Source organism: Shinella sp. GW835-FHT14H05 (genome assembly GCF_058793575.1).
In genome coordinates this window covers 1-15,083 of record NZ_JBXAFY010000011.1, presented here as the reverse complement: position 1 = coordinate 15,083, position 15,083 = coordinate 1, and the positions used below count along the sequence as shown (strand labels likewise).

Annotated in this window: 13 protein-coding genes and 1 pseudogene; 4 read left to right on the top strand and 10 right to left on the bottom strand. The window is 62.3% G+C overall.

Translation table 11 applies throughout. From position 1 onward, the window contains the following. Positions 1 to 209: 209 nt before the first annotated feature. The 10 genes from AC1Q6Z_RS25810 to AC1Q6Z_RS25765 all read right to left on the bottom strand — a co-directional run bounded on the left by AC1Q6Z_RS25810 (position 210) and on the right by AC1Q6Z_RS25765 (position 9,747). Positions 210 to 1,157: an ROK family protein gene (locus tag AC1Q6Z_RS25810; RefSeq protein ID WP_492649750.1), complete on the bottom strand. Its 948-nt coding sequence runs from the start codon at positions 1,155 to 1,157 to the stop codon at positions 210 to 212. A gap of 9 nt (positions 1,158 to 1,166) precedes the next feature. Next, complete coding sequence (locus AC1Q6Z_RS25805) at positions 1,167 to 1,874, bottom strand: ribulose-phosphate 3-epimerase (protein ID WP_492649878.1); 708 nt, start codon at positions 1,872 to 1,874, stop codon at positions 1,167 to 1,169. 1 nt (position 1,875) lies between these two features. Beyond that, positions 1,876 to 2,679: an alpha/beta fold hydrolase gene (locus AC1Q6Z_RS25800; RefSeq protein ID WP_492649749.1), complete on the bottom strand. Its 804-nt coding sequence runs from the start codon at positions 2,677 to 2,679 to the stop codon at positions 1,876 to 1,878. Further along, positions 2,676 to 3,515, bottom strand: coding sequence for a sugar phosphate isomerase/epimerase family protein (locus tag AC1Q6Z_RS25795; RefSeq protein ID WP_492649748.1), 840 nt, complete (start codon positions 3,513 to 3,515; stop codon positions 2,676 to 2,678). The genes AC1Q6Z_RS25800 and AC1Q6Z_RS25795 overlap by 4 nt, the downstream gene beginning before the upstream one ends. Beyond that, positions 3,515 to 4,588: a Gfo/Idh/MocA family protein gene (locus AC1Q6Z_RS25790; RefSeq protein ID WP_492649747.1), complete on the bottom strand. Its 1,074-nt coding sequence runs from the start codon at positions 4,586 to 4,588 to the stop codon at positions 3,515 to 3,517. The genes AC1Q6Z_RS25795 and AC1Q6Z_RS25790 overlap by 1 nt, the downstream gene beginning before the upstream one ends. 50 nt (positions 4,589 to 4,638) lie before the next feature. Continuing rightward, positions 4,639 to 5,676 carry a hydroxyacid dehydrogenase gene (locus tag AC1Q6Z_RS25785; protein WP_492649746.1) on the bottom strand — a complete coding sequence of 346 codons (1,038 nt, stop codon included), beginning with the start codon at positions 5,674 to 5,676 and terminating at the stop codon, positions 4,639 to 4,641. A 12-nt stretch (positions 5,677 to 5,688) separates the two neighbouring features. Then, positions 5,689 to 6,813, bottom strand: a complete 1,125-nt coding sequence (locus tag AC1Q6Z_RS25780) for a Gfo/Idh/MocA family protein (RefSeq protein WP_492649745.1) — start codon at positions 6,811 to 6,813, stop codon at positions 5,689 to 5,691. A 66-nt stretch (positions 6,814 to 6,879) separates the two neighbouring features. Next, the gene (locus AC1Q6Z_RS25775) at positions 6,880 to 7,896 is read right to left on the bottom strand and encodes a sugar-binding protein (RefSeq protein ID WP_256119939.1); all 1,017 of its coding nucleotides are present in this window, start codon (positions 7,894 to 7,896) and stop codon (positions 6,880 to 6,882) included. Between the two features lie 87 nt (positions 7,897 to 7,983). Then, positions 7,984 to 8,964, bottom strand: a complete 981-nt coding sequence (locus AC1Q6Z_RS25770) for an ABC transporter permease (RefSeq protein ID WP_492649877.1) — start codon at positions 8,962 to 8,964, stop codon at positions 7,984 to 7,986. A 39-nt stretch (positions 8,965 to 9,003) separates the two neighbouring features. Further along, positions 9,004 to 9,747 (bottom strand): ATP-binding cassette domain-containing protein, encoded by a 744-nt coding sequence (locus tag AC1Q6Z_RS25765; RefSeq protein ID WP_492649744.1) that lies wholly within the window; start codon positions 9,745 to 9,747, stop codon positions 9,004 to 9,006. 250 nt (positions 9,748 to 9,997) lie between these two features. Between AC1Q6Z_RS25765 and AC1Q6Z_RS25760 the strand changes: the two genes are divergently transcribed. The 4 genes and pseudogenes from AC1Q6Z_RS25760 (at position 9,998) to AC1Q6Z_RS25745 (ending at position 15,009) form a co-directional block, all read left to right on the top strand. Next, positions 9,998 to 11,233 carry an ROK family transcriptional regulator gene (locus AC1Q6Z_RS25760; protein WP_492649743.1) on the top strand — a complete coding sequence of 412 codons (1,236 nt, stop codon included), beginning with the start codon at positions 9,998 to 10,000 and terminating at the stop codon, positions 11,231 to 11,233. A gap of 765 nt (positions 11,234 to 11,998) precedes the next feature. After that, positions 11,999 to 13,495 carry an IS21 family transposase gene (gene istA / locus AC1Q6Z_RS25755; RefSeq protein WP_492649742.1) on the top strand — a complete coding sequence of 499 codons (1,497 nt, stop codon included), beginning with the start codon at positions 11,999 to 12,001 and terminating at the stop codon, positions 13,493 to 13,495. Beyond that, positions 13,492 to 14,249, top strand: a pseudogene (istB, locus tag AC1Q6Z_RS25750) (IS21-like element helper ATPase IstB). The gene istA and the pseudogene istB overlap by 4 nt, the downstream one beginning before the upstream one ends. Before the next feature lie 409 nt (positions 14,250 to 14,658). Then, positions 14,659 to 15,009, top strand: a complete 351-nt coding sequence (locus tag AC1Q6Z_RS25745; protein ID WP_492649741.1) for a Fic family protein — start codon at positions 14,659 to 14,661, stop codon at positions 15,007 to 15,009. Positions 15,010 to 15,083: the final 74 nt, after the last annotated feature.

The following is a 15,083-nucleotide window of genomic DNA, read 5'->3' as shown; positions in this document are numbered from 1 at the left end:
AAATACCATTACTTAGGGGAAAGTCAATCAGTGAGCAAAGGAAGGTCTGTGTGGTGAGGCAAGACGGTCGCGATGGTGCTCCGTCTGCAGATCTGTTAGTCGCCGCTTACCCGCACGTCGTGTCGCAGAGTTCACAAAGTGCCTTGGCGTTCGCACCCGCCGATGTGTTTCGGCAAGCGTTTTTCACCGCTGTTGGGCACGAGCCTATCCTAGCCCTGCTTGATAAGGGCCAGATCGGCCACCCCAACGAGGCCGGCGTCGTCGCCGAGCATTGCAGGCACGACCGGCACCTCGCGGAAGGGCGCCATGGCGTCCTTGCGGATGCGCGCGCGGATGCCGGGTTCGAGCAGGTCGAAAGCGACCGATACGCCGCCGCCCATGACGATCATTTGCGGGCTGTAGAGATGCAGCAGGCTGGCGAAACCCGAGCCGAGCAAATCTGCCTCCTCGGCAACGAGGGCGAGGCAGGTGGCATCGCCTGCCCGCGCGCCCTCCACGGCGTGGCGACCCTCGACCGTTTCGCGCGCGGCTATCCTGCCGAGATAGGAGCGAGGATTTCCGGCCGCGGCCGCACGGGAGCGCTTGCCGAAGGCCGTCCCGGCGGCAACCGCTTCGAAGCAGCCGACGCGGCCGCAGGAGCAGACCGGCCCTTCCGCAACCAATGTGAAATGGCCGACATGGCCGCCCATCCCACGCGCGCCGTGCATCAGCCGGCCATCGACGACAACGCCACCGCCGATGCCGGTGCTGACCGTGACATAGACGAGATGATCGAGCCCGCGCGCCGCACCATGCTGCCATTCGCCGAAGGCGGCGGCGATGCCGTCATTCTCGACAATGGCCGGGAGGCCAAAAATCTCAGACAGACGGTCGCGCAAGGGGAATTGCTCCCAGCCGGGAAGGGTCGGAATATGGTCGATAATGCCGCTCACAGTATCGAGCGGGCCCGGCGCGCACATGCCGACAGCGCGGATCGGCGCACCGCCTGCCGCCTGCGACACCTCTTCGACAAGCGCGCCAAACTGACGCATCACCACGTCCGGGCCGCTGACATCCGTCCGTACCGCCGTGCGCGCCAGAACCTTGCCGGCTCGCACCAGCGCTGCACGAACCTGCGTGCCGCCGAGATCGAGACCTATGGTGAAATCGTCCTTCATGCGGGCCTCTTATCGTTCCACCGGTTGCGCGTGTAGCCAGGCCATGCGTTGAACCAGATCCGTCGCCTCGAAGGCAAGCGAGCCCATGACAACGGTCTGGGCGCCGGCCCGGGCAAGATTTGGCACCGTATGCTCGCGGATGCCGCCGTCGGCGCACAGCAGGATGCGGCCCGCCGCACTCCGGTTCGCGATCAGCGCGCGCGCCTCGCCGAGCCGGCTTTCGGCTTGCGGGTCGAGCGTCTGGCCCTTGGCCCCTATCCGCGTGCCGAGCAGCGTCAGCAGGCCGATGCGCTCGATAAAGGAGGCTGCGGCCGCAATTGGTGTTTGCAATTGCAGCACGATACCGGGGACGAGCCCGAGACGGTCGATGAGGTCGAGGCCTGCCTCGAGATTTCCATTCTCCGCATGAATGCTGATCGCATCGACGCCGGCATCGGCGAACTGGCGGATCTGGGCCTCGAGGATGGCATCTGCTGCCATCAAATGGATATGCAGCGGTTTTGCCGAACAGCGGCGGCAAACGGCGACAAGATCAGGGAAGAACAGCAAAGCGGGCGAGAAATGGCCGTCCGCGACGTCGATATGGTAGATGTCGGTGAAGGGGTCGATCCGAGCAATCTCCGCACCAAGCCTGGCGAGATCGGCCGACCACAGCGACATTTCGGCCATGAGCCGATCCTTGGGCAGGGTTTCGAGCCAGTCGGAAGGCGGCCGCATCTCAGAGCTCCTTGAGGAACGCCGCAAGTGCGGCACGGAAATCAGCGCGATAGGCGCTGGCATCGTCCGCCTTCGGCGTGATTTCCACCAGCCGTGCGCCCGGGATCATCGACGCGAGCAACTGCGCATGGCCAAGCGGATGAACGACGTCGCGCCCATGGCCGATCACCAGCGTCGGCACGGCGATGGCCGAGACCTCCGCCTCCGTGACACCGGGGCCGTCCATCGAGATCGCCCTGAGCAGCGCCGCGGTGACGTCGATCGGCTCGCGGGTGAAGAAGCCGCGGATCGAGGCGAGATTGTCCGGTCCGGTCCGCTCCAGCTCTTCGGCCAGCGGTGACGCTTCATATTGCCGGCGTGCCTCGTCCGGCGGATAGCGATCGAGAAGCTCGCCGGCAATGCGGTTCGGCGCCATGTTTTCAGGGTTGGCGGCGCAGATCCATGCCGGGCGGGCGATCACCAGCGCCCGAACCAGGTCTGGCAGGCGCACGGCAAGCCGGAGCGCGATCGCCGCTCCCATGGAAATGCCGCCCACCACCGGCCGCTCGGTACCCCTTGCGTCAAGATAGCGGGCAACGTCGCTGGCGAAGGTGGCGATCGAAAAGGCCGTCTTCGGGCCTGCGTCCGAGGCGCCGTGGCCACGGCATTCGAGGGTAATGCGACGAAAGCCGGCATCCTCCGGAAAGACCTGACCCGGCTGGGCCTGATCGCCGCAAAGGCCATGCTGGAAAAGGAAGGGCATGCCTTCGCCCTCCTCGTAGACCGCGAGGCTCACCCCATCGACGGAATGGCGGGCTGGATTCATGCGCCGTGGCCCTCCGGGGCAAAGAGGGGCGCGAGGAAAGCGGCAACGCCCGGTGCTTCCGCCGCCGAAAGCCCGTGGGTGATCACGTCGCCGTCGAATCCTGCCCTCTTCAGCGCGGCCACGTAACGCGGATAGTCGATGACGCCCTTGCCCGCCGTGGCGAAGGAACCGTCCGGATGGCGATCCTTCGCGTGTGCGATGGCGATGCTATCCTTCAGCAGATCGATCGCCTCGTCGATGATGCGGTCTCGCGTATCCGTGTCCTCATGCTCGAAGAGGTTCGCCGGATCGAGCACGATGCGGATGCGCTCGCTCGCCATCGTGTCGATCAGCCGGCGCGCCTGAGCTGCGGAGTTGATGACATTGGCAAGCTCCGGCTCGACGCCGACGAAGACGTCGTGCCGTTCGGCAATCGCGAGCAGATGGCCGAACTCGGCGATCATGTCCTGCCAGGCCTCAGTCCCCTGATTGTCAGGATGGTCGCGCCACTGGTCGGCGGCGTCGCGGCTGCCCGTGCAGACGGTCAGGAGATTCGAGCCAGCCCCATGTGCCACACTAGCGATTTCTGCGAAACTGCGCCGTCCCGCGTCGCGAGTGCCGATATCCGGGTGGATCATGTTATAGGTGGCTGAGATCGCCGCAATGGCGACGCCGGTCTTTGCAGATGCGTCCCGGATCGCCGCAACCACTGCGTCCGGGATGACCTCCGGCAGTGGGCCAAGGCCGGAGCAGGCGAAGTTGTACTGAACCGACGCATAGCCGGCATCGCGGGCGGCGGCGAGCACGACGTCCGGCGTCGTGCCGGCAAATGTCTTGGCGAAGATGCCGGCTCGCATCACACACTCCCCTGCGCATCTGCGAGGTTTACCGGCGTCTTGTCGCGCACCGACTGCATCACTGCCGCCATGGCGCGCACCGAGGCGATGCCGTCCTCAATGCCTGCGCCCGTTAGCGGCCCGCCATCAAGGATCGTGTCTGCAAAGCCCTCCAGCTGGCGCCGGTAGAATTGACCGTCGGCGCCGAGTACGCGGCTGGTCGCCCCGGTCTTTTCGCTGAAGATGTCCACCTCGCTGCTCTTGAACAGCCAAGGATTGTAGGTCTTGCCGAGAATGCTGCCGTACTCGCCGTAGATCTGGAAGCCCTCGTGCCAGTCCATGCGCACGGCAACCGTCAGGTCCAGATGGCCCATGGCGCCGTTCTCGAACTCGACGTCGACAAACCAGGAATAGGCGCCGAAACGCTGACGCAGCCGCGCATCGACCGCGACGATCGGGCCCGCGAAATAGCGGGCGGTATCGAGCAGGTGGCTGCCATGGGCAAGCATGAAATACTGCTCTAGATCGGCCTTCGGGTTGCGCGACGGCTTCTTCGCATTGGCGCTGCGGATCATGTAGGGCTGCACCGCGTCGGTGACGGCATAACGATGGGTCGAATCGCAATACCAAGCCTTCAGTGCGAGCATCTCGCCCATCTCGGCGTCGATGAAGGTCTTGGCGCTTTGCAGGCCGGCGTCGTAGCGCTTCATATGGCCGACCTGGAAGACCTTGCCGCTTTTCTCGACGACGGGGCGAAGACCCTCCACATCCTCCACCGTCATGCCGAGCGGCTTTTCGCACAGCACATGTTTGCCGGCTTCGAGCGCCTTAGCCGCCGCAGCGACGTGGAAGGCGTCTGCCGTCGCGATGATGACAGCCTCGACGTCCGGATCTGCGAGCATCTCGTCGTAGTCGGAGAAATCCTTCTTCGGCGCGTGGGTCGCAGCCATGCGGGCGCGCAGGTCGTCGGCGACGTCGCAGATGGCGTAAAGCTCGACATTGCGCGCTTTGACGGCGCTTTCGAAATGCCCCGCCTGCGAGATCGGCCCGCAGCCGAGAATGCCGACCTTCAGCAGCGGCTTACCCTCGTTCATCAGCTTGTCCTTTCAATACTGGCCGGCGCTTTCAAGACCGGCCCTGTTCATCAGCTCTTCGACACAGGCATGCTGCGGAAGCGCACGGCGGTCTCCGGCTGCGCCACCTTGCAGACGGCGGGCGGCAGGCCGCGGGCGATCAGCTCGATATCGGCAGTGATCGATGCACCCATGGCGCCCAACGTCGATTCCATTGCGCCGGCCTGGTGGGGCGACAGGATAATGTTCGGCGTCCGTCGCACCGGGTCGTCGGCCGCGACCGGTTCGATCGGGAAAACGTCGGTCGCAACCCGGATCCGGCCCGAAGCGGCGGCCTCCAGCATGTCGGGGAAGTTGGCGACCGCCGCACGGCTGAGGAGCAGCAGGCACGCCCCCTGTTTCATCAGCCCGAACGCGCGTCTGTCGAGGAAACCGGCATTGTCGGAGGTGACGCCGGCGAGCACGAAGACGAAATCGCTCTCGCCAAGCAGCGCGTCGAGCGACACCGACCGGCAGCCGGCCTGCTCGATCAACAGACCGGGCACCCAGGGGTCGTAGACGTCGATCGTCGATGTAAACGGTTTCAACAAGGGCAACAGCGCGCGGGCGAGATCGCCGAAACCAATCAGCCCGACCCGCGCACGCATCAGCGGCAGCGCATTGCGGTTGGCCGCAAATCCATACTCTTCCTTGCCCTCCCGCATTAGTCGGTCGGCCTCGGTGATACCGCGGCCGAGATCGATAGCCATGGCCAGTCCGATCTCGGCGACCGGTTCGGCAAAGACGTGGCTTGCCGACAGCACGCGGATGCCGTGCTCGAAGCAATGGCGATAGTCGATATTGGGCAGGAAGTTTCCCTCGCTGTTGACGAAGGCCTTGAGATTGCAGCAGCGCGCCAGCCGTTCGGCCGGCATGTCGAAAATGCCCATCGCGACATCGGCCGGCACGACATGCCTTTCGAAATCCTCGTCGGTTAGTACATCGCCCTCGTGGATAACGACGTCGCCCAGCGCACGAAGCCGGGCGAGATGAGCGTTTGTGAAGACGTCTTCGACGAGGCGCGGATGTGCCATGATGAAGGTGCGGAAGGGAGCACTGTTACCGGTCATAGAAGTCTCACGTCAGATATCTGTCCAGCGGCCGTCTTCGGCGCCCGAGCGAAGTGCGGCATCGACGAAGCGCAAACCGCGAACGCCGTCACCGATGCCGGGCAGCAGCAGGGCATCAGCCGCCGGAGCCCGGCCGTCACGGCGCGCCTCGATCTGTTCGGCCATGTCGATGTAGAGTCGCGCCAGCGCCTCGATGAATCCTTGGGGATGGCCGGCGGGCATCAGTCCCTTGAAGGCAGTTCCGTGCGAGGCGCGGTCGATCACCATGCGCCGGCCGCCGAGCGGCGCGAAGGTCAGCTGGTTCGCCGCCTCGACCGTCCAGCCGAGGGAGCCCTTGTCGCCGTGCACATCGATCCTGAGCCCGTTGGTTTCGCCGATCGCCACCTGGCTTGCCCAGAGCAGTCCTTTCGCGCCGCCGCCAAAGCGCAGCTTCGCCGTCACATTGTCATCGACGCGGCGGCCGGCGACGAAGGTATCGACCTCGGCCGAAAGGGATGTTGCCGTGAGGCCCGTGACGAATTCGACAAGATGGAACGCATGGGTGCCGATGTCGCCGAGGCTGCCGGCGCCGCTTCTCGCCGGGTCGGTTCGCCATTCGGCCTGTTTGTTGCCGGTCGCCTCGGTTGCGGTCGCCAGCCATTCCTGCGGAAAAGCGACGCGGACCAGACGCACGGCGCCGATCTCGCCGGCCGCCACGATCGCACGCGCTTCGCGCACCATGTCGAAGCCGGCATTGGTATAGGTTACACCGAAAAGGGAGGTGCTGTCCTCGGCCACCTTCTGGAGCGCGAGCGCCTCATCCAGCGTGGCGGTCAGCGGCTTGTCGCAGAGGATGTTGATGCCGGCACTGAGGAAGGCGCGACAGGCGGGTGCATGCAGGTGGTTCGGCGTTACCACAGCGACGAGGTCGATGCCATCGCGGGTTGCCTCGCGCTGTGCCATCGTCTCAAAATCTGCATAGCAGCGATCCGGATCGAGTCCGAGATCGTTCCCGCTTTCGCGTGCGCGCACCGCATCGCTCGAAAATGCGCCCGCGACCAGCGAAAAGCGTCCCGTCATCGCGGCAGCAGCGCGGTGTGCGGCGCCGAAGAACGCACCATTGCCACCGCCGACCATGCCCAGTTTCAGCGTTCTCATGTTCCTGTCCTGTCTGGAATGAAACGGGCCGACGTTGACCGCCGGCCCATCCCCTTTGAAGCGTACTTACTTGGCGGCAACCTTGCCGCAGGTGGTCAGCGCATCGGCCGGGGTGCAGGTCTCGGTGCCGGTCTGGATGAACGGCTCGAGCTTTTCGCCCTTGGTCAGCTTGTCGAGGGCAATGATGGTCTCGTAGCCCATGTCATAGGGACGCTGGCCGATGTTGTAGTGGCTCAGGCCTTCGGCGAGCAGCGGAAGCTGCGGACCGAAGTTGTCGCCGAAGACCACGACGAGATCCTTCTTGTCGAGACGTTCCTTCAGCGGCTCCATCGCCTGCTTGTAGGCCTGCGGCGCATACTGCGCCCACCCGCCAACCGCAACGAAGGCGGAGAGGTCGGGATGGTTGGTCATGACGTCGCGAACCTGCTGGGCGGCAAGCGCGATGTCGTCATTGTTGTAGACCGGGCAACCTGCCGGCTCGGTCCAGCCGTTCTGGCCGGTGAGCGTGTCGACCGGCTTGTCCTTCGAGGCACCGGCGAGCGTGTCGCGGATGCCCTGAACGCGCGCCTTCAGGTTTTCAGATGCCGGCGCGCCCGACTGAATGCAGACCGTACCGCCCTCTTTCTTATTCTCCAGCACCTTCTTGGCGAGTTCCACGCCGAAGGAGTAGTTGTCGGTGCCGATATAGGTGGCGCGCAGGCCGGCATCCTCCGGCAGCACATCGGTGTCGAAGGTGACGACCGGGATACCCTTGTCATTCGCCATCTTGAGGATGCGCGCCATCGCCTTCGGGTTGCCGGCGGAAATGCCGAGCCCGTCGACGCCGCGGGTGATCATGTCCTGCGCGAGCTGAACCTGCTTGGCTTCGTCATATTCGGTCGGACCGACATAGGTGCAGGTCACGTCGCCGAGCTTCTTGGCGGCTTCCTTGCAGCCGGCGTCGATCGGCGGGCTGAAGGCGTTGTTCAGTACCTTGAAGACCAGCGCGAATTCCCGGTCTGCAGCATTTGCCGTCGAGGCAAAGGCGCAAAGCGCGATCGCGGCAGACGACAAGGTCAATTTCAGGCTTCCTGACAGCGACATGGTATCTCCTCCTTGGTTCGCTGATAAAGACGTTCTTCTTCACGGCGAGGCACTCCTCCACGCCCTGACTGTGTGCGGGCGCGGCCGTCAGCGGCGCAGCGACCGAATGCGTTCGAGAAGCACTGCGGCAAGAATGAAGCCGCCAACGAAGGTGCCCTGCCAGAAAGGATTGACGCCAGCGATCAGCAATGCGTTGCGGATCACCTCGATCAGGATCGCGCCGATCGCGGCACCGAGTGCAGTCCCGAAACCGCCGGTCAGGGACGCGCCGCCGATGACGGTCGAGGCGATGGTTTGCAACTCATAACCCGTGCCGATGGCGTTGGTGACCGCGCCAAGCCAGCCGACGAGGAAGATCGCGCTGACAGCCGCCATCAGGCCGCTGAAGGCATAGGCCGAGATCTTGATCGCATCGACCGAGATACCGGCAAGACGGGCGGCACTCTCGTTGCCGCCGATGGCAAAGATGTAGCGGCCCCAGCGGGTCATGGTCAGAAGGCAGTGCAGCACGATGACGAAGACGACGAGGGCGTAGACGACGTTCGGAACGCCGAGCGTGTAGCCGCCGCCAAGCGCCAGGATCGATTCCGTCGCGGTGCCGAACTCGTAGAACACCTGATTGTCGCTGACGACGAGCGCAAGACTTCGTCCGATCGACAGTGTCGCTAGTGTCACGATAAAGGGTGGCAACTTGGCGAGCGTTATGACTGCGCCGTTGAGCCCGCCGAAGACCAGGCCGACGACGAGCGTCCCGAAGATGCCGACCGGCAACGGTGCGCCGGCATTCAGCAGGATGCCGAGCGTCACACCGCTCAGCCCCAAAATCGAGCCAACGGAAATGTCTATCCCGCCGCTGATGAGCACGGGCGTCATGCCCAGCGCCATCAGACCGATGAAACAGGCATTTTGCAGGACGTTCATCAGGTTACCGGACGTGGCGAACTTTCCGGAGATCATCGACACGGCCAGTCCGAGCACGACGATGGCAATCGCGATCCACATTTCCTGCGTCAGCATCAGCCGGCGTAAAAGCGACTGGTCGTGGCGTTTCAGGAGGTCGACATTCATGTCGGGGGCGTTCGACTGGGACATGGTTCTCCTTCCTCCTTAAGCGGCCTGGATGGCGCCGGTGATGAGGCCGGTGACCTCTTCCGGGCTCGATTGGTCTATGCGTTTGTCGGCGACCTTGCGGCCGCGCCGCATGACGACAACCCGGTCGCAAACGTCGAAAACATCGGGCATGCGATGGCTGATGAGGATGACCGAGAGGCCCTGTTCCTTCATTCGCCGGATCAGTGCCAGCACCTCGGCCACCTGCCGCACGCTGATGGCGGCGGTCGGCTCGTCCATCAGGACCAGCTTGGAATTGGAAAGCCGGGTACGGGCGATCGCTACGGCCTGCCGCTGGCCGCCGGACATGCGATCGACGAGATCGGCGGGCCGTGTCTCGGATTTCAGCTCCTGGAAGATTTCCGCCGAGCGCGTGTTCATCAGCTTCTTGTCGAGCACGCGGAACGGCCCGACCTGCCGCATCGGCTCGCGTCCGAGGAAAACGTTGGCTGCGGCTGTGAGATTGTTGCAGAGCGCCAGATCCTGGTAGACCACCTCGATGCCATGCCGGCGGGCATCGGCCGGACCGGAGAGACGGACCTCCTGGTCCTCGAAGACGTATCGGCCGGAGGTGGGCTGGAAATTGCCGGCGATGGTTTTCACCAATGTCGATTTGCCGGCGCCGTTGTCGCCCATAAGGCCTAGCACTTCGCCGCGGTTGATGTCGATCGACACGCCGTCGAGCGCCCGGATGGCGCCGAATTGCATGACGATGTTTTCGAGACTGGCAAGCTTGCTCATCCAACCTCCTCCCTGAGCCTGGATAGATATCTTTCTTAAAGTAAGAAATATGAAGGGTTGCTCCTTGTCAACGGTTAATCTCTTCGGAGCCTTCCAAACATGAATTGCGTCAATATAGCTGACATAATTTGCATACGCCTATATTTTAGGCAGCAAACTGGAAAAGCGAGGAAGCCCCCGTTGGGGATTTCCTGGGAACAGAAAAGATATTTTTTACAAAAGATATAAATGCGATTATTTCAGGGAGGGAATGCGGATCGCAGATCGGGAGGTGGTGGATTTCGAGATGGCAGACCAGACGCTTGCCAAGGAAGTCAATGAGCGGCAAATCCTTCGCTTCCTGCGACTGAGTGGGTCGGCGAGCCGCGCCGAGATCGCCCGTCATCTCGAGGTGACACCGGCTTCGGTGACGCGGCTCGTTAACGGGCTAACCCTGCGCGGGCTGGTGCGTGAGGTGCAGCCGCTTGCTAAAATGCGCGGCGCAGCGCGTGATGCCGGCCGGCCAGGCGTCGCGCTCGCGCTCAACCCTGGCGCCGTTTACTTTCTCGGCGTCGAGATCGGTGTCGGCATTCTCCGCTATGCGCTGATCGATCTGACGGCAAGCAGTGTTGCAACATCCGATGTGCATGTCAGCAGAACGATCACGCCGGAGGAGGTCGTGGACGCGATTGCCGCCCATGTCGCGATGCTGGAGCGCGACCTGCGTTATGCCGGCCGCGTCCAGGGCGTCGGTGTCACCGTGCCTGGCGTTGTCAATCTGGAAGGTTTTGTCATCAATCTGCCGATCCTCGGCTGGAAGGGCGTCGATCTCCTGACGCCGTTGCAGGCAGCCATCGGACGGCCCTGTTTCGTGGAAAACGACGCGGGCGCGGCGGCGTTCGGCTCTGTCTATACCATGCCGGAACTCCAGACCGGTTGCTCGGTCTTTCTCGTCATAGGTCGAGGATGTGGCGGCGCGGCGGTGATGAACGGCCGCCTCCTGCGCGGTGCGAGCGGCGCGACAGGCGAGCTTGGCCACATGCGCATCGCGCGTGACGGCGCCGTATGCAGTTGCGGTCACCGTGGTTGTCTTGAAAGCCGTGTCGGGCTCGACGCATTGGCGCGGTCCTATTGGGGAACGGACGATCTCGAAGAAGCCCAATTCGAGGCACTTTCCGCCGAGGTGGCCGAGCGGTTTGCTTCCGGCGAGCCCACCGCCGTAGCTTCCGTTACCGATCTTGCCGGATGGCTGACGCTAGGCATCGTTAGCCTTGCCAATATCTTCAACCCTTCGACGATCTTCCTCGGTGGCGCGCTGGGCCCGGTTCTTTCTCTCATCCTTGAGGAGCTGCGCCGCGACGTCGCTTCCGGCATCGTTCCCGGCCTGCCTGCACCGGACGTGCGCCTTTTCAGCCTCGAACCCTATGAATGCGCCATAGGTGTCGCCGCCATCGCCCATCAACGCTGCTTCGACAACTCCCGTATCGAAATCGACATGGCTGGATGAGATAAGCCGCTCTGATTGAAACTTGGGAGCAGCGACATTCCAGCGAAGTCTACCCATTCGATGCTAGCCGACAAACACTAGAGAAAGTAGAAGGCCTGGCCGAACAAGTCGCGAAGAATAACAAGCCATCGCCTGCACGGAGGGCTGTGTTCTCGCAGAGATGTTAAAATGCAACTGGATTTTTCATGCTGTCAACTCCTTGATTCGTGTGTCGTCGAGCAATGTCTGGGACGGGCTTTCTGGAAGAGACACTCGCACTGGCACAGAATAGGAACTCATTCGGTGGCCATTCATTTCAAAACGTGAAGTTTGTCTCTGTTGATCCTACGATCCAGCGCCGTGCCGAGGCTCGTGGAGATTGCCGTGCCGATACCTAAACAAGTTCGTTGGAAACGCCTGTCTTATAGATACCGCTGGCGGTAGATTGCGGCGTTCATTCGGTTCCTTTTTTAAGATGAGTTCAACTCAGTTCGTATAGGACCGCTCCACCGAGGCTTTAGCCAAGGCGCTGGCCTGCTGATGCGGTCCAATGGATCTAAATCTGGACTCCGTCACGCGGGCCCATGCGCTTTGGGAACAGTCCGAATGTACAGCCGATAGCGTCACCCAACCGGCGTTGAGCAACAACAGAGCATGGAGACCTGAAAGCGGCGGTGCAAAAGTCGGCCACGGTAGCGGCGGCATAATGCTGCCGCGGGCGGAGTAAAATCCGGCCACCCTATTTCCTTTCTGCAATGAACGCAGGAGGGACAGGGGATCTACACCGTGGAACTTTATCTGAGGGTTCGGCTGGCTGTTTCCGAAGGGATGACGCAGCGTCAGGCAGCAAAGCATTTCAACATATCGCGCGACAGCGTGGCCAAGATGCTGTCGTATTCTACACCGCCCGGCTATCAGCGACGTTCGCCGATCCGGCGTCCGAAGCTGGATGCGTTTGTGTCAACGATCGAACATTGGCTTGATGGAGACCTGAAGGTGCCGCGCAAGCATCACCATACGGCCAAGCGGGTGTTCGACCGGCTTCGCGACGAGTGCGGGTTCACGGGCGGCTACACGATCATCAAGGATTATATGCGCGAGCGGGATCAACGCCGCCAGGAGGTGTTCGTGCCGTTGTCGCATCCACCGGGCCATGCGCAGGCCGATTTCGGCGAGGCGACGGTGGTGATCGGCGGCGTCGAGCATAAAGCTCGCTTCTTTGTGCTGGATCTTCCTCATAGCGACGGATGCTATGTGCGTGCCTATCCGGCGGCAGTGGCCGAAGCCTGGGTGGATGGTCATGTCCACGCCTTTGCGTTCTTCGGGGCCGTGCCGCAGTCGATCGTCTATGACAACGACCGTTGCCTGGTGGCAAAGATCCTGCCCGACGGCACACGCAAGCGGGCAGCGCTGTTCAGCGGCTTCCTGTCCCACTACCTGATCCGGGATCGCTATGGCCGTCCGGGAAAGGGCAACGATAAAGGGAATGTCGAGGGTCTCGTGGGCTATGCCCGTCGCAACTTCATGGTACCGATCCCACAGTTCCCGACATGGGATGCGTTCAATGCTTTTCTGGAAGAGCAGTGCCGCAAACGCCAGCGCGACAAGCTGCGGGGCGAGAGCGAGACGATTGGCGAACGGCTGCAGCGCGATCTTGCGGCCATGCGTCCCTTGCCGGCATCGCCGTTTGATGCCTGCGACCAGGCCAGCGCTGTTGTGACAGCCCAGTCGCTGGTGCGCTACAAAACGAACGACTATTCCGTACCGGTAGCCTACGGCCATCAGGACGTCTGGGTCCGGGGCTATATCGATCAGGTGGTGATCGGCTGCCGCGGCGAGATCATCGCGCGTCATCCGCGATGCTGGGAACGGGAAGACGTCGTCTTCGATCCCGTCCATTACCTGCCGCTGATCGAGCAAAAGATCAATGCGCTGGATCAGGCAGCGCCACTCCAGGGCTGGGATCTGCCGGACGAGTTCGCGACGCTGCGCCGGCTGATGGAAGGCCGCATGGCAAAACATGGGCGGCGGGAATATGTGCAGGTTCTCCGTCTTCTGGAGAGCTTCGACCTTGCCGACCTGCATGCGGCCGTGAAGCAGGCCATCCAGCTCGGCGCGATCGGCTTCGACGCCGTCAAGCATCTGATCGTGTGCCGCGTAGAACGCCGGCCGCCGCGATTGGACCTGTCGATCTACCCGTACCTGCCGAGGGCGACGGGCGAGAAGACCTCTGCAAAGGCGTATATGCGCCTTCTGTCGCCTGATGCAGGAGAAGCGGCATGAGCACCGAAGCACCCGACATCCTCCTCGCCCATTATCTCAAGGCCCTGAAGCTGCCGACCTTCCAGCGCGAGTATCAGAAGCTGGCCCGGTTATGCGCCACCGAAGGCGTCGATCATGTCGGATATCTCTTTCGGCTTGCCGAGCGGGAGATGATCGAGCGGGACCGGCGCAAGGTCGAACGCCGGATCAAGGCGGCCAAGCTCCCGGTCGTCAAAAGCCTGGATAGCTTCGACTTTACCGCTATACCCAAGCTGAACAAGATGCAGGTGCTGGAGTTGGCGCGATGCGAATGGATCGAGCGCCGCGAGAACGTCATTGCTCTTGGCCCCAGCGGGACGGGCAAGACGCATGTCGCGCTCGGGCTCGGCTTGGCCGCCTGCCAGAAGGGCCTGTCCGTCGGCTTCACAACAGCGGCTGCCTTGGTCAGCGAGATGACGAGGCGCGTGATGAGCGACGTCTGCTGCGCTTCCAGAAGCAGATGGCAGCGTACAAGCTGCTCATCATCGATGAACTGGGCTTCGTGCCGTTGTCGAAGACCGGGGCGGAGTTGCTGTTCGAGCTGATCTCGCAACGCTACGAGCGCGGCGCCACTCTCATCACCAGCAATCTCCCGTTTGATGAATGGACGGAGACCTTAGGATCGGAGCGTCTGACCGGCGCTCTTCTCGATCGCATCACCCACCACGTCAATATCCTCGAGATGAACGGCGACAGCTATCGTCTCGCCCAAAGCCGCGCCAGAAAGGCCGGCTAAACCTTCCTTGAAAATCGCCACGCATGCATGAGACCCCCGCTCGGGCTACGCCCTCCCGGAGGTCTCATGCATGCGCCACAAGTGGCCTGGTTTTACTCCGCCGCCTCGCCATAATTTGCTCCGGCGTTGACATGAGAGGGTGCATGGAAGGTTATCTTCCCGCATGATCGGTTAACGACAGCGCAAATTGGAAGATCGCTGATCTCATCCGAACTCTTAGAGACGTCAGAGACTTGGAAATCCTCGTCCTCGGTCGCCAGTGCCTTGTCCATGACATAGGAAACCGAACTGCCACTCATCTGGCTCACTACTAACAGATCAGACAAGCTCTCCGCGGAGATTGGATGGAAATGGATGGACAAATAGTGCATAACAGCTTTTCGGGAATTGGGTGGGAACGGATGAGTAAATGGAATTTTTAAATACGGTGCCGGTCCGGATCACGCCCGAAGTCCTGTCGCTGATCGCCGAAATCGACGAATTCAAGGGTGCTTGGCGTGCGATCGGCCGGATCGCGCCCGAGCGGCTGTCCAGCCTCCGGCGTGTGGCCACGATCGAAAGCGTCGGTTCCTCCACACGTATCGAAGGCGCGCGCCTCACCGACCGAGAGGTCGAAAAGCTTTTGGCAAACATCCGCTTGGGGTCGTTTACGACACGCGACGAGCAAGAGGTTGCCGGCTATGCGGAGGTGATGGAGACGATCTTCAGTGCTTACGAAGCTATTTCGTTCACCGAGAATCATATCCGTCAGCTCCACTGACCTGAGACCCATCGTCCCTCCAATTTTCAGGAGAGTCTTGGGTTTTCAATCTGACCTTATGCGGCCTGTTTTTC

Coding starts and splice junctions, on each gene's coding strand:
- AC1Q6Z_RS25810 (WP_492649750.1), bottom strand. CDS start 1,157: ATGAAGGACGATTTCACCATAGGTCTCGATCTCGGCGGCACGCAGGTT.
- AC1Q6Z_RS25805 (WP_492649878.1), bottom strand. CDS start 1,874: ATGCGGCCGCCTTCCGACTGGCTCGAAACCCTGCCCAAGGATCGGCTC.
- AC1Q6Z_RS25800 (WP_492649749.1), bottom strand. CDS start 2,679: ATGAATCCAGCCCGCCATTCCGTCGATGGGGTGAGCCTCGCGGTCTAC.
- AC1Q6Z_RS25795 (WP_492649748.1), bottom strand. CDS start 3,515: ATGCGAGCCGGCATCTTCGCCAAGACATTTGCCGGCACGACGCCGGAC.
- AC1Q6Z_RS25790 (WP_492649747.1), bottom strand. CDS start 4,588: ATGAACGAGGGTAAGCCGCTGCTGAAGGTCGGCATTCTCGGCTGCGGG.
- AC1Q6Z_RS25785 (WP_492649746.1), bottom strand. CDS start 5,676: ATGACCGGTAACAGTGCTCCCTTCCGCACCTTCATCATGGCACATCCG.
- AC1Q6Z_RS25780 (WP_492649745.1), bottom strand. CDS start 6,813: ATGAGAACGCTGAAACTGGGCATGGTCGGCGGTGGCAATGGTGCGTTC.
- AC1Q6Z_RS25775 (WP_256119939.1), bottom strand. CDS start 7,896: ATGTCGCTGTCAGGAAGCCTGAAATTGACCTTGTCGTCTGCCGCGATC.
- AC1Q6Z_RS25770 (WP_492649877.1), bottom strand. CDS start 8,964: ATGAATGTCGACCTCCTGAAACGCCACGACCAGTCGCTTTTACGCCGG.
- AC1Q6Z_RS25765 (WP_492649744.1), bottom strand. CDS start 9,747: ATGAGCAAGCTTGCCAGTCTCGAAAACATCGTCATGCAATTCGGCGCC.
- AC1Q6Z_RS25760 (WP_492649743.1), top strand. CDS start 9,998: ATGCGGATCGCAGATCGGGAGGTGGTGGATTTCGAGATGGCAGACCAG.
- AC1Q6Z_RS25745 (WP_492649741.1), top strand. CDS start 14,659: ATGGAATTTTTAAATACGGTGCCGGTCCGGATCACGCCCGAAGTCCTG.